Raw genomic sequence first — 20,076 nt, forward strand, 5'->3', positions numbered from 1 at the left:
CGTTCAGGGGCGCAGCACCCAGCCGCCATCGACATGGATGGTCTGGCCGGAAATCCACGCGCCTGCGTCCGAACACAGCAGCAAGGCGGTGCCGACCAGTTCGTCCGGCGCGCCGCGAGCCCTGAGCGCGCAAGTCATGTTGAGGAACTGGATGAACGGCGAATCGTCCGGCACCAGCATCTTGCCCGCGTCCGAGGTGACATTGCCCGGCGCGATGGCGTTGCAGGTGATGCCGTCCTTGCCGAACTGTTTGGCCAGCGAAGTGGTCAGGCCAACGAGGGCAAGTTTGGTGATGCCGTAAAGCCCGGTTGCCGGGAAGGCACCGCCCGAAGTCTGATTGACGATCCGCCCACCGCCGCGCTCGCGCATCGAGGGGATTACCGCGCGGGCGCAAAGCAGTGCGCCGTTGAGGTTCACCGCGAAAGCCTTGTTCCAGGCGTCGAGGCCGATGGTCTCGCAATTGTCGTAGCTGACGTCGACCATCAGCGCGGCATTGTTGATCAGGATGTCGACGCCGCCGAAGGCTTCCTTGGCAGCGGCGCCCATGGCGAGGGTGGAGGCTTCGTCGGCAACGTCCACCTGCACGCCCACGGCCTTGCCGCCGGCCGCGACGATCTCGTCCGCCACGGCCTTGGCGCCGTCGCCGTTAAGGTCGGCCACAACGATCGACGCGCCTGCGTTGGCAAGGCCAAGCGCATAGGCGCGGCCGATGGAATTGCCGCGTCCGCCCGCGCCGGTGACGACCGCCACTTTGCCGTCGAGGCGGAACTGGTCGAGTGAGAATGTCATTGCAATCGTCTCCTGTCAGCCTGCCGTGATGCCCGCATCGAGCGAGAGGCAGGCGCCGTGAAAGCCGCGACCGGCGGGTGAGGCGAGCAGCACGACAAGGTCGGCCACGTCCTCCACGTCCACTTGTCCGCGCAGCCCCGAAAAGCGCTTGAGCAGTTCGAAGTCGCAGCCTTCCGGCGGGGTGAAGTTGGTCGCGATATTGGTGATCATGCCGCCGGGCGCGACGGCGTTGATGCGGATGGGTTTCTTCTGGAATTCCATCGCCATGGCCTTGGTCATGCCCACGAGGCCCCACTTGCTGGCGCAATAGGCGGCGGCATAGGCCTCCCCGATGTAGGACGCGCAGGAGGCGACGTTGACCACTGCGCCGTTCGCTTCCAGCAAGTGCGGGATCGCCGCTTGCGAGAGGAAGAACGGGGCGTTGAGATTGACGTCGATGGTGCGTTCGTACTGCGCCTGCGGCATCTGCGGTGTGTTGGCGAGGTAGATCAGCCCGGCGACGTTGCAGAGCGCGTCGAGCCGGCCGAACAACTCCACCGCGTGGGCGATCACGGCGTGGCAGGCGGCGGCATCGGACAAGTCCGCCACTTCGCTGCCGACCTTGCGGTCATGCGGGGCGAGCAGCTCGGTGGTTTCGGCTAGCCCGGCTTCGTTCACGTCCACCAGCCAGAGGTCGCAGCCCGCCTCCGCCAGTTTCAGCGCGGTCATGCGGCCAAGGCCCGATGCGGCGCCGGTGACGACGGCGGCCTTGCCGGTCATGTCCAGGGTCTTGAAGATCACGCTCATGAGGCGGCTTGCTCCATTGGGGCCAGCGCCGCGTCGAGGAAGGGATCGGCGGCGTGGGCCAGCGCATTGTCAGGCGTGGTGATCGTGCCGAGCAGGTCCACGTCCTTGCGCAGCAGCTTGCCGCCATGCGCAAAGGCGGTGGGTGAGGGCAGGCGGGCGTAGACTTCGAAACCGAAGCTGCGACCGCTGGAGTGCTTGACCAGATCGGCCAGCGCCGCGCGGTCGATGCCCAGTTCTTCGCCCAGCGAGAGCGCCGCGTGGGCAAGGCCCATGTTGGCCGCCATCAGCGCGTTGTTGACGATCTTGGCGCGCTGGCCGGAGCCGACCGGGCCGAGCAGCACGATCTTACCCGCGAAGCTCTCGATCACGGGAAGGGCCTTGGCGAAGGCCCCTTCGCTGCCGCCGCACATGACGGTGAGCGTGCCCGCCGCCGCACCCGCGCCGCCGCCGCTGACCGGGGCATCGAGCACGGCGATGCCGCGTGCTTCGGCTTCCGCTGCCAGTCGCTCGCAGGTCTGCGGCAGGATCGTTGAGTGGATGACGAGCACGCTGCCCGGCTTCATCACGGGAAGAAGCTCGGCGCAGATTTGCTCGACACCGGCATCGTCCACCACGCAGACGCCTACGTGTGGGCAACGCTCGCCAAGTTCGGCAACCGAGGCTGCACGATGCGCGCCTTTGGCGACGAGGTCATCGGTCGCCTCCGGCCGCCGCGCCCAGACGGTCAGTTCGTATCCGGCCGCCAGCATCCGCTCGGCCATCGGCCCGCCTTGTGAGCCGAGGCCGATGAAGCCGGTCGCGATCTTGTCATTTGGCATGCCAGGGGAGCCCCTTTGCTACCTTGTCGATCATCTCCAACACCACGCTCTGAATGCGCGAGGCTTTGGGCCAGCCGGCGTGCGTGCCGTACTGAAGGCAGAATTCGAGCATCTCGGCAGGCTGGCAGTTGCCGCTCGATATGGCCGCATGGATATGGCTGCGGATCGGGATTTCCGCGCCGGATTCGCAGACGCCGACCAGTGTGATCCAGCGGCGCGAAGGCTCGTCCAAGCCGCGGCGGCACCACATCTCTCCGAACACGAAGTTGTTGATGCCTTCCAGATAGGGCGTTGCCGGAGGGCCGGGGGCGAAGGTCATGACCTTCGCGAATTCGTCATGCCCGCGCTGGCTGCGGACGTCCGGGTCCCATGGGTCGGGGCAGATCGCGGGGACTTCGGCAGGTGGCAGGCCGAGTTCTTCGGCCACGCGCGTGACCGCGCGGTCCAGCGTGCCGCCATTGCCCCAGCCTGCGTAGACGGCGAGGTGCAGTGCCGCTTCGCGCAGTTCGGCCAAGGTCAGTGCCTCGGTCTTCAGCGCGCCGCGCACGAAATCGTCGATCTGGCTGTCCTGCAATCCGCAGGTCACCGCGCTGGCGATCGCCACCAGGAAGCGCGGGCGGCGCGGCAGTCCGGGGCGGGTCCATACTTCGGCGAAGACGAAATCCCGCCACGATTGTTCGAACAGCGTCGCCGGTTCGTGGGCGGTGCGGCCGGCAACTTCGGCCTCGGTCTCAAGGCCGCGCTGGCCGCGTTCGATGGGGTCTAGCAGTGCCATGACCGTCTCCTCAGTCCTGAAGGTTGACCCAGACGTTGCGGACCTGCTGGAATTCGCGCAGGCCCTCGATCCCGCCCAGGCGTCCGTGTCCGGAGTGCTTCATGCCGCCGAAGGGCACGCAGGGCGTCATCGCCTCGCCCGATCCGTTGACCTGCACTTGCCCTGCCATCATCCGCCCGGCGACGCGGTGCGCGCGGGTGAGATTGGTGGTGTGGACATAGGCACCGAGCCCGTAGTCGCTGTCGTTGGCCAGCGCGATCGCCTCTTCCTCGCTGTCGAACGGGGTGACGACGAGGACCGGGCCGAACACTTCGTTGCGGGCGATCTCGCTGGCGGGGGCGACACCGGCAAGCACGGTGATCGGATAGAAGTAACCTTCGCCGTGATCGCCTTCCATCCGCGCACCGCCGCAGAGCACTTCGCCGCCTTGCTCGACCCCGCGCCGGACCATGCTGTCGATACGGTCGAGCGCGGTCTCGGAGATCACCGGGCCCATGAAAGTGTCCATCGCGAAGGGATCACCCACCTTCACATGCGCGGCCATGGCCTTCAGCATCTGGAGGTAAGGTTCGTAGACGGAGCGCTCCACCAAGAGGCGCGTGCCGTTGACGCAGCCTTGTCCATTGGCGCTGACGGCCCCGGAAAGCCCCCGCTTGGCCGCTGCCTGAAGGTTGGCATCGCCGAACACGATTACTGCCGACTTGCCGCCGAGTTCGAGGCCGACAGGCTTCAACGTCTGCGCGGCGCTGGCGAGGATCTTCTTCGCCGTCGCGCCGCTGCCGATGAATTCGATCTTGTCGATGCCGGGGTGATCGACCATCGCCGCGCCTACGTCCGGCCCGCCGGTGACGAGGTTGACGACGCCTGCCGGGAAGCCGGCTTCGTGGATCGCCTCCATCAGTTTCATCAGCGACCACGGCGCCAGCTCGGGCGCCTTCAGCACCACGCAGTTGCCGGCGGCAAGGGCGGGCGCCATCACCATCGTGGCGGCGAACAGCGGGCCGTTCCAGGGAACAATCACGCCTAGTGTGCCGTAAGGCTCGTACATCACGTAATCGTGAGCCGGGCCGCCCCAGGTGGAGATGGTACGCCCGTCGATCTTGTCCGCCCAGCCGCCGTAATAGCGGAACTTCTGCGCAGCATCGAGGCTCATGTGCCCGCCCGCAATCAGGATCGAGCCGTTCTCCGCCGTAAGCAGAGGGCTCATTTCCGCCGCCTTGCTCTCGATCACCGAGGCCAGGCGGAACATCAGGTCGCGCCGCTTGTCGCCGGGCAGGGCGCGCCATGCCGGCTGCGCGGCCCTGGCGGCGGCGACGGCGCGGTCGACATCGGCCGGGCTGGCCAGACGGACCTCACGCGTGACGCGGCCGGTGCCGGGGTAGACATGGCCCCAGTCGGCGCCGCTGCCGGAGCGTGCGCGTTCGTCGCCAATGACCAGCGAAATCTCGGGGAATGCCGAGATGTCGGGATGTTGGAAGCCCATCCTCTTACGATCCTCTCCAGTGGCGGCGCTTGATGCCGCTCGGTTTCAGGCGAAAGGTATGAAGGCAAATATACGCGGTCAATTGACTTGAATTTACCAAAATTGGGCCGAGAATGGCGATGAACGCCAAATAATAGGCACATTATGGAGAGTGTATGGATCTGGCGCCCGGACGCCGCAGGGGAACCAACCTGGTGGCACGCACGACCGAAACCTTGCGGGAACGCATTTTCGCCTGCGAAGACGGCGCCTTGCTCGGCTCGCTTCACCAGCTGGCCCGCGCGTTGGAAGTGGGCATCGTCACGCTGCAGCAGGCCGCGCGGGTGCTGGAACATGAGGGCCTGCTGGAAGTGCGGCGCGGCCCGGGTGGGGGGTATTACGGCACGCGGCCCGACGATGCGGCGCTGGAGCGCGCCATGGTTTCCTACATGCGGATGAACCCGGCGGGTTACGAGGAGGCGCTCGACATGACCTCCCTGCTGTTCACCGAACTGGCGACGGCGGCCGCGCGATGCACCGACCAGGCCCTGCGGGACCGGCTGGCGGGGCTGGGCGAACGCGCGGTCGCCTTCCGCTCGATGGCGGAATTCGGGGCATTCGAGCTGGAGTTCCAGGAGTTGCTGTTCCAGATGGTCCGCAGGCCCTTGTTCGAAATGCTGACGCGCGTGACCCTGCACTATGCCTCGACCCGGGCCTCCCCGGTGGTCGAATCGTTCGGCGCGGGTGTCGGGCTCTGGCGGGCGGGGCGGCTGCGGATCATCGCGGCTATCCTGGACAACGACCCCGATCTCACCCGCTTCGAGGCAAACCGCCAGAACCGGGAAGTGGTGATGGCCAGTCTCCGCATCTGAGCGGGCGGGGGCCGAAGCAGGAAGGACACGCCATCGGATTTAAGGTCACGGCTATTGAGAATGCGATTGACTCGCAATATCGAGGAAATCTATGTCGCCGCCTGAGGAAACAGGGGGTTTCATGTTCAGATTTTCCGTATTGCTTACGGGCGTTGCCGCCGCTGCGCTCGCCGTTCCCGTCCAGGCGCAGCAGGGCGTGCCCGGCGATCCCGCGGCGGGGACTACCACCAGCCCGGACGATATCATCGTCACCGGCGAGAAAAGCGCCCGCACGCTTCAGGAAACGCCGACCAGCATCGCGGTCATCACGCCCGAGCGGATCGAACGGGAAAACCTGATCACCATCCAGGACGTCTACAACCGCACCGCCAATCTGGCCGAGACTTACGGTTCGTCCGGCTTCACCATTCGCGGCATCAGCAATACCGGCGTGGGCGCGGGCGGGCAGGCCGATACGGCCAGCGTCTATGTCGACGGCGCGCCGATTCCCAAGTGGGCGCTCTATGGCGGCCCGACCGACATGTGGGACGTGCAGCAAGTGGAAGTGCTGCGCGGGCCGCAATCGACCATCCAGGGCCTCAACGCCCTGGCCGGCGGTATCGTCATCACCAGCAAGGACCCGTCGCTGGACCGCTGGACCGGCGATGCGCGCGTGCTCTGGAGCGAGCATGACGACCGCACCTTCTCGGCGGCCGTGGGCGGGCCGATCGTCCGCGACGAACTGGGCCTGCGCCTCTCGGCCGAGCGCCGCGCCGATCGCGGACTGATCCGCAACGTCACCCGCGGCGGTTATGACGATGAACTCAAGTCGCTGAACCTGCGTGGCAAGCTCAAGTGGACGCCGAGCGCCATTCCCGGTCTCGAAGCGGTGGCCAGCTACAACCGCGTGCGGCGCGACGGCGGCTATCTCTACGAATATGCCCGGACCGACGTGCCGGACTATTACGACCACCGCATCTCCACGGGCGACCAGCCCAGCCGCGGCAAGATCGACAGCGATCTGGCGGTCTTCAACATCAGCTATCCGTTGACCGACAGTCTCAAGCTGTCGAGCGTGACCTCGTGGAATCGTTCGAAGGTCCATTCGGTGATCGATACCGACGGCACGCCCGAGGACATCCAGGCGATCGACAATCGCTATCTCTACAAGACGCTGACGCAGGAGTTGCGCCTCAACTACGAGAGCGACTGGCTGAGCGGCCTGCTCGGCGCCTGGTATTATCGCCGCACCGGCGCAATCGACCAGAACAGCCGCGTCAACATCGCCACCCCCACTGCAACGATCGCGGGCCTGCTGCAATCGCGCGGCTTCAACGCCGCGACCTCGCAGTTCATCGCCAATGCCTACAGTGCCCAGCTTCCCGTGATCCCGGTGGCCTACAGCGCCGAGCAGCCCGAGAAGGTCGAGACCATGGCCCTGTTCGGCGATGCCCGCTTCAAGCTGGCGGACCGGCTGACGCTGATCGGCGGTTTCCGTTTCGATCACGAGCGCAACCGCTATGCGGCCGAGACCGTCGCCGCCTTCAACGGCACGCTGCCGGACGTGAACTTCATGGGCACGGCCTACGCGCCGGTCATCTCGGTCATCAACCAGGGCGTGCTCGGCCTCGTGTCCGACGCGTCTTCGCCGCTGGCGTCGAACAGCCGCACGTTCAATGCCTTCCTGCCCAAGGCGGGGATCAGCATGGACTGGACGCCGGACCTCACCACCGCCTTCACCGTGCAGCGGGCCTATCGCTCGGGTGGGTCGAGCCAGAACCCGGCCCGCGCCGAACTGATCCCCTACGATCCCGAATATAGCTGGAACTACGAGGCCTCGCTGCGCTCCAAGTGGCTGGACGGGCGGCTGACCCTCAACGCCAATCTGTTCTACATGGAGTGGAAGGACCAGCAGGTCACCGCCTACTTCGGGCTCAACGCCTACGACTACAACACGGTCAACGCCGCCGGATCGCACCTCTACGGCTTCGAGGTGGAGGCGAATGCAAACGTGGCGAAGGGCGTCGACCTCTATGCCTCGATCGGCCACGTTCGCACCAGGTTCGACGATTTCACCCTGCCTACGGGCGCGACGAGCACGGTGGACCTTCAGGGCACGCAGTTCCCCTATGCGCCGCGCTGGACGCTCTCGGGCGGTGCCAATGCGCAGTTCGGCGGCGGGTTCACCGCCAACGTCAATGCCAATTACCGCACTTCGGTCTATACCGGCGTCGGCCAGGACCAGTCGCAATACAAGGTCTCGGCCCGCACCCTGGTGAACGGCAAGCTCGGCTACGAGACGGAGAACTGGTCGCTGTTCCTCTTCGCCCGCAACATCTTCGACGAGAAGTACAAGCAGTACGAATATGCGGCGATCCATCAGGCGATCCTCGGCGAGCCGCAGACCTTCGGGCTGGGCGCGGGAGTGCATTGGTGATCTGGCCGGCCAGCCTCCTGCTGCTTGCGGGAGGTGCGCTCGGCGCCTTCCTGCTGCGGCGCTCGTGGCTGCGGCGTGACGGTTCGGCCCTCGGCATGATTGCCGGGGGCTGGGTCGTTCTGCTGGGGCTGCTGCTGGCCGCGGCGTTCCTGGTCGGGCCGGTGAAGGGTCTCGCGCTCGGGCTGGTCATGGAGGGCATCGGCGCGCTGGCGGTGGTCTGGCTGGGCCGTGTGCGGCGCAAGGCCGCGCGCCTGCGGGAGATGGAAGCGGCGCCCGAGCCGCTGGACGAGCCCGGGCGCTTGTGGCGCGGCGTGCTGCGGACCCTGCTGGCCGGCCCTCTGGGGATGACCGCCGCGATGGCGGTCGCCTTCTGCGTCACCGTCTACCTGCCGGGAGACCCGCGCACCCGCATCGTGATCGGCGGATTGCTGATGCCGGTGCTCTGGGGCCTCGCCATGACCTGGACCCTGGCCGACCGCCGCATCCTGCGCGCGACCGCCGTGCTGGTCGCCACCAGCGTAGTCGGCTTCGGCCTGGCCCATCTGGGAGCGTCGGCATGAGCAATACCCGCAAGAAACAATGGCGCTGGCCGCTCTCGCCCGAAACGGTGCGTTCGGTGCTCAGCAGCCATTCGATCCTGGGCCTCGCCTTCGCGGCGGTGATCTACCTCGTCTGCGTGACCGGCACGGTGGCCGTTTTCGCGCCCGATCTCGAACGCTGGGAAGTGCCCGCCACCCCGGTCGCGCGCAGCCTGAGCGATGCTGCCGCCGCGCGCGCCATTGCCGAAGGCGCGCAGCACGCGCCCGCCGATACCGCCCTTTACCTCGCCCTGCCCACACCTGCGAAGGAGGGCGCGTCGCTGGTTGCTTTCAGCCCGGCTTTCGAGCGCAAGTGGGCCGTGGCCGAGGACGGCTCGCTGTCGGATCTCGAAGCCGGCTGGACCGATTTCCTGATCCACCTCCACGTCAACCTGCACTTGCCGCGTAGCTGGGGCGAATTCATCGTCGGGCTGACCGGGGTGGCCCTGCTGTCCTCGCTGGTTTCCGGGATCCTCGCCCATCCGCGCGTGCTGCGCGATGCCTTCCACTTGCGGCTCGGCGGTTCGCGCCGGTTGCAGGAGGCGGACTTGCACAACCGCCTGGGGATCTGGGCGCTGCCGTTCCACTTCACGCTGGCGCTGACCGGGGCGCTGCTTGGCCTCAGCACCATCATCGTCGCGGTGCTGGCCCTGCTGCTCTATCCGGAGGGCGGGATGAAGAAGGTCTACGAACTCTTCCTGGATGCGCCGCCGCCGGTCGATACGCGGGCGGTGCCGATGCCCGATATCGCGGCTCTCATCGCGCAGGCCCGCGCCCGTGCGCCGCAAGCCGCGCCGCAGAACGTCATGGTCGAGCGTGCGGGCCGCGCCGACATGCGTGTCACCGTGCTCAGCGGCCGCGCGAAGCTGCTGGTCCAGCAGGACGAGACCCGGTTCGACGCGGCGGGCAAGGTGGTGGCCGACGAACACCCCGAAGACTTCGTGCCCGGCACCCGCGTGCTCGGCGGCATCGGCCAGGTCCATTTCGGCTGGTATGGCGGACTGGCCGTGCGGCTTGCCTATGGATTGCTGGGCATCGCGCTGTGCGTGGTGACTTCCAGCGGCGTGACCATCTGGCTCGCCCGTCGCCGCGACCGTGGCCGCCCCGCACCGCAGTGGGAGCGGATCTGGGCGGCGGTGTGCTGGGGGCAGCCGGTCGTGCTCTGCCTCACCGCGCTGCTGGCACGGTTTGCGCCCGAAGCGTCCCTGCCCGCCGCCTGGCTCGCCTTCACCGTGCTTTCGATCCTGGCTTCGGCGCTGGCGAAGACGGTTCCCGGCCCCCGGCTGGCGCGTGCCTGGCGCTGGGCCCTGACGGCGTTGCTGGCGATCCTGGCCTTCATCCACGGAGCGGCGGCGCTGCCGCAAGGGGGTGCGGTGCTGATCGACGCCGTGTTGCTGGCCGGCAGCGCGGGCCTGCTCGCCTCGCTCCTGCGGGGAAGGACCAGGACCGCCGCCTGAGAAATCCATCGTCCCGGTCCTGATCCGGGAACGCTCTTTGATGAGCCTCGTTCATGACGGCATGTGATTTCACACAGTGCCGGAATCCGTCGCCGTGCGTTATCGTACCCGATGGACGGAAACTGCCGTCCTGGTGCGACAAGGACGGGCAATGAGCGAAACGGCGGATTTCGAGGTATCGCGGCGCGCGGTCCTGGCAGGCAGCGCGGCGAGCGTGGGGCTGACCGTGGTGCCCACGATGGCGGAAGGACAGGCTCCCATGGCGCGCAAGCCCCCGACGATGGCCGTTTCGTTCAAGGTCAACGAAAAGGCGCAGGCCTTGATGGTCGATACGCGCACCACGCTGCTGGACGCCTTGCGCGATCACCTGGGCCTGATGGGCACCAAGAAGGGCTGCGATCACGGTCAGTGCGGGGCCTGCACGGTGATTGTGAACGGCACGCGGATCAATTCCTGCCTCAGCCTGGCGGTCATGCACGAAGGCGATGCCGTCACCACGATCGAGGGTCTCGGTACTCCGGAAGACCTGCATCCGATGCAGGCGGCCTTCGTGAAGCATGACGGCTTCCAGTGCGGCTATTGCACGCCGGGCCAGATCTGCTCGGCCGTCGCGGTGCTGGAAGAGATCAGGGCGGGTATTCCCAGCCATGTGCAGGAGGACGTCGGCGGCGCTCCCGAGATGACGGTTCTGGAAATGCGCGAGCGGATGAGCGGCAATATCTGCCGCTGCGGCGCCTATTCGAACATTGCCGAAGCGATGGCGGAAGTGGCGGGCGTCAAGCTTGCCGAGACTCACGGCGCGGAGATCGAGGCATGAAGGCTTTCACATACGAGCGTGCCAGGACGCCGGCCGCTGCCGCCGCCGCGGTCGCAGGGCACAAGGGCGCCAAGTTCATCGCCGGGGGCACCAACCTGCTCGACCTGATGAAGCTGGAGATCGAGACGCCGACGCATCTTGTGGACGTGCAGGATCTCGGCCTCGATCGCATCGAGGAGACGACGGAAGGCGGGCTGCGCATCGGTACGCTGGTCAGCAACACCGCGCTGGCCGCAGACAAGCGCGTGCGGCGCGATTACGGTGTGCTCACGCGCGCCATCGTCGCAGGCGCCTCGGGCCAGCTGCGCAACAAGGCGACGACCGGCGGCAACCTGCTGCAGCGCACCCGCTGCCCCTATTTCTACGATACCAACCAGGCCTGCAACAAGCGCAAGCCCGGCTCCGGCTGTGCGGCGATCGGTGGTTTCAGCCGCCAGCTCGGCGTGGTCGGCACGAGCGAGGCCTGCATCGCCACGCACCCCAGCGACATGGCAGTCGCCTTGCGCGTGCTGGATGCCGCGGTGGAGACGGTCGATGCCCAGGGCAAGACGCGCAGCGTGCCGGTGGGCGAATTCCACCGCCTGCCGGGTGATACGCCGCACCTGGAGAACGTGCTCCAGCCGGGCGAACTGATCACGGCCGTCACTCTGCCCAAGCCGCCGGGCGGACGGCATGTCTATCACAAGGTGCGCGACCGGGCCTCCTATGCCTTCGCGCTCGTTTCCGTGGCGGCGGTGCTGAACGAGGACGGCAGCGGACGAGTGGCTTTCGGCGGCGTCGCGCCGCGGCCCTGGCGGGTCGAAGCCGCCGACGCGCAGCTGCGCAACGGCGCGGGCGCCGTGACGCGCACGGCTTTCGCAGACGCGCGGCCGACCCATGAGAATGCCTTCAAGGTCACTCTGGCGGAGCGCACGCTGGCGGCGATCATCCAGGAGAACCGGGCATGAAGTTCGATACGCCTGCGGGCTCCAATCCCATCGACGCCATGAAAGTGATCGGCCAGGCGGTCGACCGCGTGGACGGCAAGCTCAAGACCACGGGGCAGGCCCCCTATGCTTACGAGCACAAGGACGTACCGGCCAGGCCGGCCTACGGGTATGTGATCGGTGCCGGGATCGCCAAGGGGCGGGTCACGGCGATGAACACGGCCGAAGCCAAGCGCATGCCCGGCGTGCTCGCGGTGGTCAGCGCCGAAAATGCGCAGCCGCTGGGCAAGGGCAGCATGAACACCGCCAAGCTGCTGGGCGGTCCCGCTGTCGACCATTACCATCAGGCGCTGGCGGTGGTCGTGGCCGAAAGCTTCGAGCAGGCGCGCAATGCCGCCAATGCCGTGCGGATCGAATACGAGCGCGGTAACGGCCGTTTCGATCTCGCCAAGGCGAAGCCCGGCGCGCAGCCGCTGACGGGCAGCGATGCCGACACCCATACCGGCGATTTCGAGGGCGCCTTCGCCTCGGCCGCGGTGCAGCTCGACCAGACTTACACCACGCCCGACCAGAACCACGCGATGATGGAGCCTTTCGCCACCATCGCCTGGTGGGAAGACGATGCGCTCTCGGTCTGGACGTCCAACCAGATGATCGCCTGGAACAAGAAGGAGCTGGCCGCCACTTTCAAGCTGCCGCCCGAGAAAGTCCATGTCCGCTCGCCCTTCATCGGCGGCGGTTTCGGGGGCAAGCTGTTCCTGCGCGCCGATGCGGTGATGGCGGCGCTGGGCGCGAAGGCCTGCGGCAGGCCGGTGAAGATCGCGATGCCGCGGCCGCTGATGCTCAACAACGCCACGCACCGCCCGGCCACGATCCAGCGCATCCGCATCGGCACCGGCAAGGACGGGCGCATCACCGCGATCGGCCATGAAAGCTGGTCCGGCGACCTTCCCGGCGGCGGCCCGGAATCGGCGACGCAGCAGACCAAGTTGCTCTATGCCGGCGCCAATCGCCTCACCGCCCTGCGGCTGGCCGAACTGGACCTGCCCGAAGCCAATGCCATGCGCGCACCCGGCGAAGCGCCCGGGCTCATGGCGCTGGAGATCGCCATCGACGAAGTGGCCGAGAAGCTGGGCATGGACCCGGTGCGGTTCCGCGTGCTCAACGATACGCAAGTCGATCCCGAGCATCCCGAGCGGCCCTTCTCGCAGCGCAACCTCGTGCGATGCCTGGAGGACGGTGCCAAGCGCTTCGGCTGGGAACGCCGCCAGACGCGTCCGGGCAAGATGCGCGACGGGCGCTGGCTGATCGGCATGGGCGTGGCGGCGGCCTTCCGCAACAACATCAACATGACATCGGCCGCGCGCGTGCGGCTGTCGAGCGACGGCGTGGTCACGGTGGAGACCGACATGACCGACATCGGCACCGGCTCCTACACCATCATCGCCCAGACCGCGGCAGAGATGATGGGCCTGCCGGTGGAGAAAGTGCGCGTGAAGCTGGGCGATTCCTCGTTCCCGGCCTCGGCAGGCTCCGGCGGGCAATGGGGCGCCAACAGCTCCACGTCGGGCGTCTATGCGGCCTGTGTGAAGCTGCGCGAAGCTGCGGCCCAGCGGCTCGGCATGGATCCGGCCACCGCGGAATTCGCCGATGGCGAAGTGCGCGCGGGCAATCGCTCCGCGGCCCTCGCCGACGCGGCGAAGTCTGGCGAGATCGTTGCCGAAGAGACGATGCAGTGGGGCGATCTGGGCAAGAAGTTCCAGCAGTCGACCTTCGGTGCGCACTTCGTGGAAGCAGCCGTGGACGCCTATACCGGCGAGACGCGGGTGCGACGCATGCTGGCGGTCTGCGCGGCCGGACGCATCCTCAATCCCAAGACGGCGCGCAGCCAGGTGATCGGCGCCATGACGATGGGCGTGGGCGGCGCGCTGATGGAGGAACTGGCGGTCGACAAGCGCTTCGGGTTCTTCGTCAATCACGACCTTGCCGGGTACGAAGTGCCGGTCCACGCGGACATTCCGCACCAGGGCGTGGTTTTCCTCGACGAGGCGGACGACAAGGTCTCGCCGATGAAGGCCAAGGGCGTGGGCGAACTCGGGCTCTGCGGCGTCGGCGCGGCTGTGGCCAACGCGGTCTACAACGCCACGGGGGTGCGCGTGCGGGACTATCCGCTCACGCTGGACAAGCACCTTGCGAAGCTGCCGGCTATCGCCTGAATCCCAGGTCGGCGGTTTGGCAGGTCAGCAGGTCGGCGATCAATTCCGGCGCCGAGGGGAAGTAGAAGTGCATGTAGCTGGCCGTGAGCGGTCCGTGGCGGAACAGGCGTTCGCCCGGCCGCCCGTCCGGCGTGACGGCGCTGACGGTGGGCAAAAGGGACGTTTCCAGCCGCGAATAGTGGAACGTGTGGCCCCGCGCGACATGACCGCCCAGTTCCATCTCCTGCATGCCCAGCGCTGCCAGCCGCCCTTGCATCACGGCCCGCGCAGGCAGCAGGCCGAGCAGGGCGGCACTGGCGCCGTCGGTGCTTTCGAGCCTCTCGGAGGCGTAAAGCATGCCGCCACATTCGGCCAGGATCGGCCGCCCCGCCTGGAAGTGGGTGCGGATCGCCGCGATCATCGGGCGATTGGCGGAAAGAGCGTCCAGGTGCAGCTCGGGATAGCCCCCGGGTAGCCACAAGCCGTCGCAAGGGGGCAGCACGGCATCGCGCAGCGGCGAGAAGAAGGCGAGCCGCGCCCCGGCCCGTTCCAGAAACGCGAGGTTGGCGGGATAGATGAAGCCGAAGGCCTCGTCGCGGGCAATGGCGATGCGGCGGCCTGACAGCGCGGAAGGCGGCGCTTCGGCGGCTTCCGGGGCGGGGAAGGGCACCGGCTCGGGCAGCCAGAGCGCGGTTTCCGGCAGACTGTCGGCGGCGCGGTCTATGCGCGCCTCGATATCCGCCACCTCCCCGGCCTGCACCAGTCCTAGGTGCCGTTCGGGCAGGCCGAGCCCGGCATCGCGCCGCAGGGTGCCAAGCCATTCCACCCCGCCCGGCATGCCGCGCTCCAGCAGTTCGGCATGGCGCGCGCTGCCGACGCGGTTGGCCAGCACGGCGGCCAGGGTCACGTCCGCGCGGTAGGTGGAAAGGCCGTGGACCAGCGCACCGAACGTCTGCGCCATCGATGCCCCGTCGATCACCGCCATGACCGGCAGACCGAACAGGCGGGCGATGTCGGCGGAGGAGGGGGTGCCGTCGAACAGGCCCATCGCCCCTTCGACAAGGATCAGGTCGGCGTCCCGCGCGGCCTCGTGCAGCAGGGCGCGGCATTCCCGCTCTCCGCACATGAACAGGTCGAGCTGATGAACGGGCGCGCCGCTGGCCCTTTCGAGCACCATCGGGTCCAGGAAGTCCGGCCCGCACTTGAACACCCGCACTTTGCGCCCGGCGCGGCGGTGGCGGCGGGCCAGCGCGGCGGTGACGAGGGTCTTGCCTTGTCCCGACGAGGGCGCGGTGACCAGCAGGGCGGGGCAGGCCGTCATGCGGGCAGGCACGAATATCGTCCGGACGGAGCGGTATCCGAAAGGCGGAAGGGGCAGGGCGGCATGACGGTTCGATCCTCCTGGGCGCAAGTACGGCTTGTCGTCTCGCGAAAGACCGGGTCCGCGGGGAGCAGCGCTCCGCATCGGGCATGGCCCCCGTCCGCCCGGTACATCCCGCCCGCGCGAAGGATCGACGGCTGGGGGCCGGTTTCCTGACTTCCTGGGCCCGATTTCTTGGAATCGGCGCGCCTTCCGCCGCCTTCTCGGCACCGCGCGGTGCCAATGGCGTGCTGGCGGGGCGCATCCCCGGTTACAGTTGCGGGAGCAGTGCCGGATTCCAGCGGGATTACCCCTCTGGCCCGGACTTCCCGATTAAGCCCTTGCGGGCACCCCTGGCCCGGCGGGCCTATGGCACTTCGCCAGAGAGCGCAAGCGCAGGACAGGACCAGCGCAAGCGTCGGACAAGGCAAGCGCAAGCGCCGGGCTCTTGCACGCGGCACCCCACCGGGATAGGGGCGCTCCAGCGACAGGTTCCCCGCAAGGGGATCAAAAGGGAACGCGGGTGAATGCCCGGGCTGCCCCTGCAACTGTAAGCGGCGAGCCGTGCGGCCAATTCGCCATTGGGGATGCAAGTCCCTGAGAAGGCGGCCGAAATGGCACTGACCCGTGAGCCAGGAGACCTGCCTGACGCCGTCGTTCTTCGACCGGACAGGGTGAGCCGGGCGAACGGGGCCATTCCTCGCGCAACGACAGCCATTGCCGTGCCGGCACGCGCCGCGCGGGAGGGGGCGTCGTCCGCTGCATGGGCGGCAGAGGCCCTGCCTTTCGCATGCGTGCCGACCCGGCCGGGTCGATGCTCGTGCGAAGGACATGCCGTGAACTGCCGAATTCCCGCCGCCAGCCCCCTGGCTCTCGCGCTCACCCTTGCAGGGGCACTGCACCCGCTGGCGGCCCTGGCCGAGGAGGCCGATGCGGTGCCCCTGGACGAGCGCATCGTGGTCACCGCCCTGCGCACGCCCGTCGCGGCCGACCGGGTGGCCGATACCGTCACCGTGCTTGACGAGGCGCAGATCGTTGCGGCCCAGCCGATCGCGCTGACCGATGTGCTGCTGCGCACGCCCGGCATCAGCATGTCGCGCAACGGCGGTTATGGCACCACCACGTCGCTGCGCATTCGCGGTGCCGATGCCGGGCAGACGGTGATGGTGATCGACGGGATGCGCCTGTCGGACGCCTCATCGACGGCGGGAGGCTATGGCTTTGCCAATTTCCTGATCGACGATGCCGATCGCATCGAGATCCTGCGCGGTCCGCAATCGATCCTCTGGGGCAGCGATGCCATCGGCGGTGTCGTCAACGTCCGCACCCGCCGCGCGGCCGCGCCGCTGGAAGGCAGCTTCGCGGTGGAAGCAGGAACCCATGACACCGTCTCGGCCCGCGCGGGTCTTGGCGGCACCTCCGAGGCCGTCGACTGGCGCATTGCCGCCTCGCGCTTCGCCACGGACGGCATCTCCGCGCGCGCGAACGGCACGGAGGACGACGGCTACCGGCGCAGCGCGGCCAGCGGCACGATGACTTACCGCGTCGCGCCCGGCATCTCGCTGGATCTGCGCGGCTACTGGTCGGATTCGCGGAACGCGTTCGACGGTACCTCCGGCGACTCCCTGGCCTATGGGCGGACGCGCGAATGGTCGGGCTATGCCGGGGTGAACTTCGCGCTGCTGGACGGCCGGCTGGCGAACCGCGTGGCCGTGCTCCAGACCGAGACCGACCGCGAGAACTTCGACCCCGCGCGGCAGGTCCGCCAGCTCACGTTCGACGCCCATGGCCGCGTGCGCCGTTTCGAGTACCAGGGCACCTACACGTTCAGCGAGGCCATCCAGGCCGTGTTCGGCGCCGAGCGCGAGGAACAGCGGATGACCACCGCCTCGCCCGCGAACAGCACCGCGGCCTATGCCCTCGTGCCCAGCCGGGCGAATACCGACAGCGTCTACGGCGAACTGCGCGTGACCCCGCTCACCGGGCTGACGCTCAATGGCGGCGCGCGCTACGACCACCAATCGCGCTTCGGCGGCAACACGGTGGTCAGCGCGGGCGCGGTCTACACCCCCAATGGCGGCGCCACGATACTGCGCGCCAGTTATGACGAGGGTTTCAAGGCGCCCTCGCTCTACCAGCTCTTTAGCATGTACGGCGTGGCCGATCTCAAGCCGGAGAAGGCGAAAGGCTGGGAACTGGGCGCCGAGCAAGGCTTCGGCGAAGCCCTCCGCCTGTCGGCGACCTGGTTCGAGCGCGATACCGACAACCTGATCGACTTTGCCTACTGCCCCACCAGCGGTACCCTGCCGGACATCTGCTACGTTCCCGGCACGGGCACGTCGCGCTTCGGCTACTATGCCAACGTCAAGGCCAGCCATGCCCGCGGGCTGGAACTCGCCGCGTCGGCCAAGTGGGGCGTTCTCTTCGCCCAGGGCAACTACAGCTGGATCGCGGCAGAGGATCGCACGCAAGGTAGCAGCACTTACGGCCGCCAGCTCCAGCGCGTGCCGCGTCATCTCGCCAATGCCGAGCTGGGCGTGGCGCTGCCGCAGGGCCTGCGCGCCAGTCTGGCCGCGCGCTATTCGGGTGAAAGCTTCAATGCGGCGACCGGCACCGCCACGCTGGACGACTACTGGCTAGTGGATGTGCGCGCGCAGTGGCAGGTCATGGAAGGCCTGATTCTTCAAGGACGTATCGAAAACGTGGGCGATCAGAAGTACGAAACCGTGAGCGGCTACGGCACGCTTGGCCGCACCGTCTATTTCGGACTGAGGAGCCGGTTCTGATGCTGCTTCCAGTCGAACCCGGCCCGTCCGTGGTCGTGTGCAACACCTGCCGCCATTCCGCCGAAGTCCGTGAGGACGAGGACGGTCGGCGCGGCGGTGCGGTCCTGGCAGAGGCCATGCGCGCGGCGCAGGCCGCCGATCCCGCGCTCCAGGGCGTGGCGGTGCAGGAAATGCCCTGCCTCTTCGCCTGCCAGCGCCATTGCACCGTGGCGATCCGGGCGCCGGGCAAGCTGGGCTATGTGCTCGGCGATTTCGCACCCGATGCGGAGGCGGCCCGCGCGATCCTTGAATATGCGGTGCGCCATGCCGCCAGCGAGGAGGGGCAGGTGCCCTATCGCGAGTGGCCACAGGGCGTGAAGGGCCACTTCATCACCCGCACCCCGCCGGAAGGGTACCTGGGCACATGATCCGCTTCGAGAACCGCGCCGCTTTCGCCGCGGCCCTGGCCGACCTGCCCGGACCGGACGAGCCTGCGCTGGCCGCCGCGCGTGCGCGCCAGGCGTCGCTCACCAAGCCTGCGGGCTCGCTCGGGCGGCTGGAGGACATCGCCGTGTTCATGGCTGGTTGGCAGGGGCGCATCCGGCCACGGGCCGAGCGGATCCGCGCCGTGGTCTTCGCGGGCAATCACGGGGTCGCGGCGCGCGGGGTGAGCGCCTATCCGAGCGAAGTCACGGCGCAGATGGTCGCCAATTTCGAGGCCGGCGGCGCGGCGATCAATGCGCTGACGGCCGCCTGCGGGGCGACGCTCTCGGTCGTCCCGCTCGATCTCGACCGCCCGACCGGAGACATTACGCGAGAGCCCGCCCTCAGCGAGGCCGAGTGCCTCGAAGCTCTCGACCGCGGCGCTGCCGCGGTGTCGGCGGACAGCGATCTGTTCTTCGTGGGCGAAATGGGGATCGGCAATACCACCCCGGCGGCCGCGCTGGCGGCGCAGGTCTTCGGCGGGGCTGCGGCCGACTGGGTAGGGCGCGGCACCGGGCTCGACGATGCCGGCGTGGCGCGCAAGGCCGAGGCGGTGACGGCGGCGCTCGCCCTGCACGGCGCGGCCTGCGAGGATGCTTTCGAGACCCTGCGCCGCCTTGGCGGGCGTGAGATCGCGGCCATGGCCGGCGCCGTGCTGGCAGCGCGGCACTTGCGGGTGCCGGTCCTGCTTGACGGGTTCATCACTTGCGCGGCCATGGCGCCGCTGTTCGCCGGCAATCGCGATGCCCTGGCCCACTGCCTTGCCGCGCACTGCTCGGCCGAAGCAGGCCATGCGCGCCTGCTCGATCGCTTCGGGCTGGACCCGCTGCTCCACCTCGGCATGCGGCTGGGCGAGGGGTCCGGCGCGGCGGTGGCGGCGCAGATCGTGCGTTCGGCCCTGGCGGCGCATGACGGCATGGCGACTTTTGCCGAGGCGGCAGTGGCATCCTCCGTGTCCGGGGCATCATGAGCGGCATCCTCGTCCACCTGATGCGCCACGGGGCGCCTTACGAGCCGGGCTTGCTGCTGGGCCACCGGGACGATGCGCCGACCCCGGTAGGCATCGCTCGCTGCGTGTCGCGCAGCGCGGCCCTGGCGTTCGAGCGGGTGATTTCCTCGGACTTGCGCCGCTCCAGCATTCCGGCCGCGCAGATCGCGGCCATGCGCCGCCTGCCGCACAGCCTCGACCCGCGGTGGCGGGAGATCGATTTCGGCGCCTGGGACGGCATGGCGCCGCATCAGCTCGATCCGGCCGTGCAGGCGCGGTTCTGGGACGATCCCGAGGCTTTCGCCCCGCCGGGAGGCGAGCGCTGGTCGCAGCTCTGCGCCCGCGTGGGAGAGGCCGTGGCGGGTATCGACAGGGCCAGTCTCATCCTCACGCACGGGGGAGCGATGCGCGCTGCGCTCTCGGTCCTGTTCGGGTTCGACCACCGCCAGGTCTGGGCTTTCGAACTGCCTTATGGCGCGCTGGTGAGCCTGCGCATCTGGCCGGGCGAGGGCCTGCCTGCCGCGCAGATCCTCTCGCTCGACAGTAGCAAGGCAGGATGAGGGGCAAGGTAGGATGAAGGGTAAGGCAG

The 20,076-nt window shown here is 68.2% G+C and carries 17 protein-coding genes and 2 riboswitches; of the genes, 11 read left to right on the top strand and 6 right to left on the bottom strand.

All coding sequences use genetic code 11. The features are described from left to right. Positions 1-3 precede the first annotated feature (3 nt). Genes EDF58_RS19470 through EDF58_RS19490 form a run of 5 tightly spaced genes read right to left on the bottom strand, consistent with a single transcriptional unit; the run spans position 4 to position 4,651 of the window. Complete coding sequence (locus EDF58_RS19470; RefSeq protein ID WP_132268543.1) at positions 4-789, bottom strand: SDR family oxidoreductase; 786 nt, start codon at positions 787-789, stop codon at positions 4-6. A gap of 15 nt (positions 790-804) precedes the next feature. After that, positions 805-1,575 (bottom strand): SDR family oxidoreductase, encoded by a 771-nt coding sequence (locus EDF58_RS19475; protein WP_132268545.1) that lies wholly within the window; start codon positions 1,573-1,575, stop codon positions 805-807. Then, positions 1,572-2,393 (bottom strand): NAD(P)-dependent oxidoreductase, encoded by an 822-nt coding sequence (locus tag EDF58_RS19480; protein ID WP_132268547.1) that lies wholly within the window; start codon positions 2,391-2,393, stop codon positions 1,572-1,574. The genes EDF58_RS19475 and EDF58_RS19480 overlap by 4 nt, the downstream gene beginning before the upstream one ends. Continuing rightward, entirely contained in the window at positions 2,383-3,168 is a 786-nt protein-coding gene (locus EDF58_RS19485) for a carboxymuconolactone decarboxylase family protein (protein WP_132268549.1), read from the bottom strand. The genes EDF58_RS19480 and EDF58_RS19485 overlap by 11 nt, the downstream gene beginning before the upstream one ends. A gap of 10 nt (positions 3,169-3,178) precedes the next feature. Beyond that, a complete protein-coding gene (locus tag EDF58_RS19490) occupies positions 3,179-4,651 on the bottom strand; it encodes an aldehyde dehydrogenase family protein (RefSeq protein ID WP_132268551.1) in 1,473 nt (490 codons plus the stop codon). 194 nt (positions 4,652-4,845) lie between these two features. On the opposite strand from EDF58_RS19490, the gene EDF58_RS19495 reads away from it, so the two are divergent. The 7 genes from EDF58_RS19495 (at position 4,846) to paoC (ending at position 13,912) form a co-directional block, all read left to right on the top strand. Continuing rightward, positions 4,846-5,502: a GntR family transcriptional regulator gene (locus EDF58_RS19495; RefSeq protein WP_243654378.1), complete on the top strand. Its 657-nt coding sequence runs from the start codon at positions 4,846-4,848 to the stop codon at positions 5,500-5,502. 121 nt (positions 5,503-5,623) lie between these two features. After that, positions 5,624-7,918 carry a TonB-dependent receptor gene (locus EDF58_RS19500; RefSeq protein WP_132268554.1) on the top strand — a complete coding sequence of 765 codons (2,295 nt, stop codon included), beginning with the start codon at positions 5,624-5,626 and terminating at the stop codon, positions 7,916-7,918. After that, positions 7,912-8,478, top strand: coding sequence for a hypothetical protein (locus EDF58_RS19505; RefSeq protein WP_132268556.1), 567 nt, complete (start codon positions 7,912-7,914; stop codon positions 8,476-8,478). Before EDF58_RS19500 ends, EDF58_RS19505 begins: the two co-directional genes overlap by 7 nt. Next, entirely contained in the window at positions 8,475-9,953 is a 1,479-nt protein-coding gene (locus EDF58_RS19510) for a PepSY-associated TM helix domain-containing protein (RefSeq protein WP_132268558.1), read from the top strand. Before EDF58_RS19505 ends, EDF58_RS19510 begins: the two co-directional genes overlap by 4 nt. A gap of 151 nt (positions 9,954-10,104) precedes the next feature. After that, positions 10,105-10,770: an aldehyde dehydrogenase iron-sulfur subunit PaoA gene (gene paoA, locus EDF58_RS19515; protein WP_132268559.1), complete on the top strand. Its 666-nt coding sequence runs from the start codon at positions 10,105-10,107 to the stop codon at positions 10,768-10,770. Then, entirely contained in the window at positions 10,767-11,717 is a 951-nt protein-coding gene (locus EDF58_RS19520) for a xanthine dehydrogenase family protein subunit M (protein WP_132268561.1), read from the top strand. The genes paoA and EDF58_RS19520 overlap by 4 nt, the downstream gene beginning before the upstream one ends. Then, positions 11,714-13,912, top strand: coding sequence for an aldehyde oxidoreductase molybdenum-binding subunit PaoC (gene paoC / locus EDF58_RS19525; RefSeq protein ID WP_132268563.1), 2,199 nt, complete (start codon positions 11,714-11,716; stop codon positions 13,910-13,912). Before EDF58_RS19520 ends, paoC begins: the two co-directional genes overlap by 4 nt. Here paoC and EDF58_RS19530 read toward each other — a convergent pair. After that, complete coding sequence (locus EDF58_RS19530) at positions 13,902-15,224, bottom strand: cobyrinate a,c-diamide synthase (protein ID WP_243654379.1); 1,323 nt, start codon at positions 15,222-15,224, stop codon at positions 13,902-13,904. The two genes, paoC and EDF58_RS19530, sit on opposite strands and share 11 nt — an antisense overlap. A 172-nt stretch (positions 15,225-15,396) precedes the next feature. Next, positions 15,397-15,621: riboswitch (cobalamin riboswitch) on the bottom strand. A 102-nt stretch (positions 15,622-15,723) separates the two neighbouring features. Continuing rightward, a riboswitch (cobalamin riboswitch) is annotated at positions 15,724-15,915 on the top strand. A gap of 172 nt (positions 15,916-16,087) precedes the next feature. Here EDF58_RS19530 and EDF58_RS19535 point away from each other — a divergent pair. Genes EDF58_RS19535 through EDF58_RS19550 form a run of 4 tightly spaced genes read left to right on the top strand, consistent with a single transcriptional unit; the run spans position 16,088 to position 20,047 of the window. Further along, positions 16,088-18,037 (top strand): TonB-dependent receptor, encoded by a 1,950-nt coding sequence (locus EDF58_RS19535; RefSeq protein ID WP_132268564.1) that lies wholly within the window; start codon positions 16,088-16,090, stop codon positions 18,035-18,037. Further along, positions 18,037-18,444, top strand: coding sequence for a DUF1636 domain-containing protein (locus EDF58_RS19540; RefSeq protein WP_132268566.1), 408 nt, complete (start codon positions 18,037-18,039; stop codon positions 18,442-18,444). Before EDF58_RS19535 ends, EDF58_RS19540 begins: the two co-directional genes overlap by 1 nt. After that, entirely contained in the window at positions 18,441-19,469 is a 1,029-nt protein-coding gene (gene cobT, locus EDF58_RS19545; RefSeq protein WP_132268568.1) for a nicotinate-nucleotide--dimethylbenzimidazole phosphoribosyltransferase, read from the top strand. Before EDF58_RS19540 ends, cobT begins: the two co-directional genes overlap by 4 nt. Further along, on the top strand, positions 19,466-20,047 hold the full coding sequence (locus EDF58_RS19550; protein WP_132268570.1) for a histidine phosphatase family protein: 582 nt from the start codon (positions 19,466-19,468) through the stop codon (positions 20,045-20,047). Before cobT ends, EDF58_RS19550 begins: the two co-directional genes overlap by 4 nt. Positions 20,048-20,076: the final 29 nt, after the last annotated feature.

Source organism: Novosphingobium sp. PhB57, from assembly GCF_004342985.1.
GTDB lineage: Bacteria > Pseudomonadota > Alphaproteobacteria > Sphingomonadales > Sphingomonadaceae > Novosphingobium.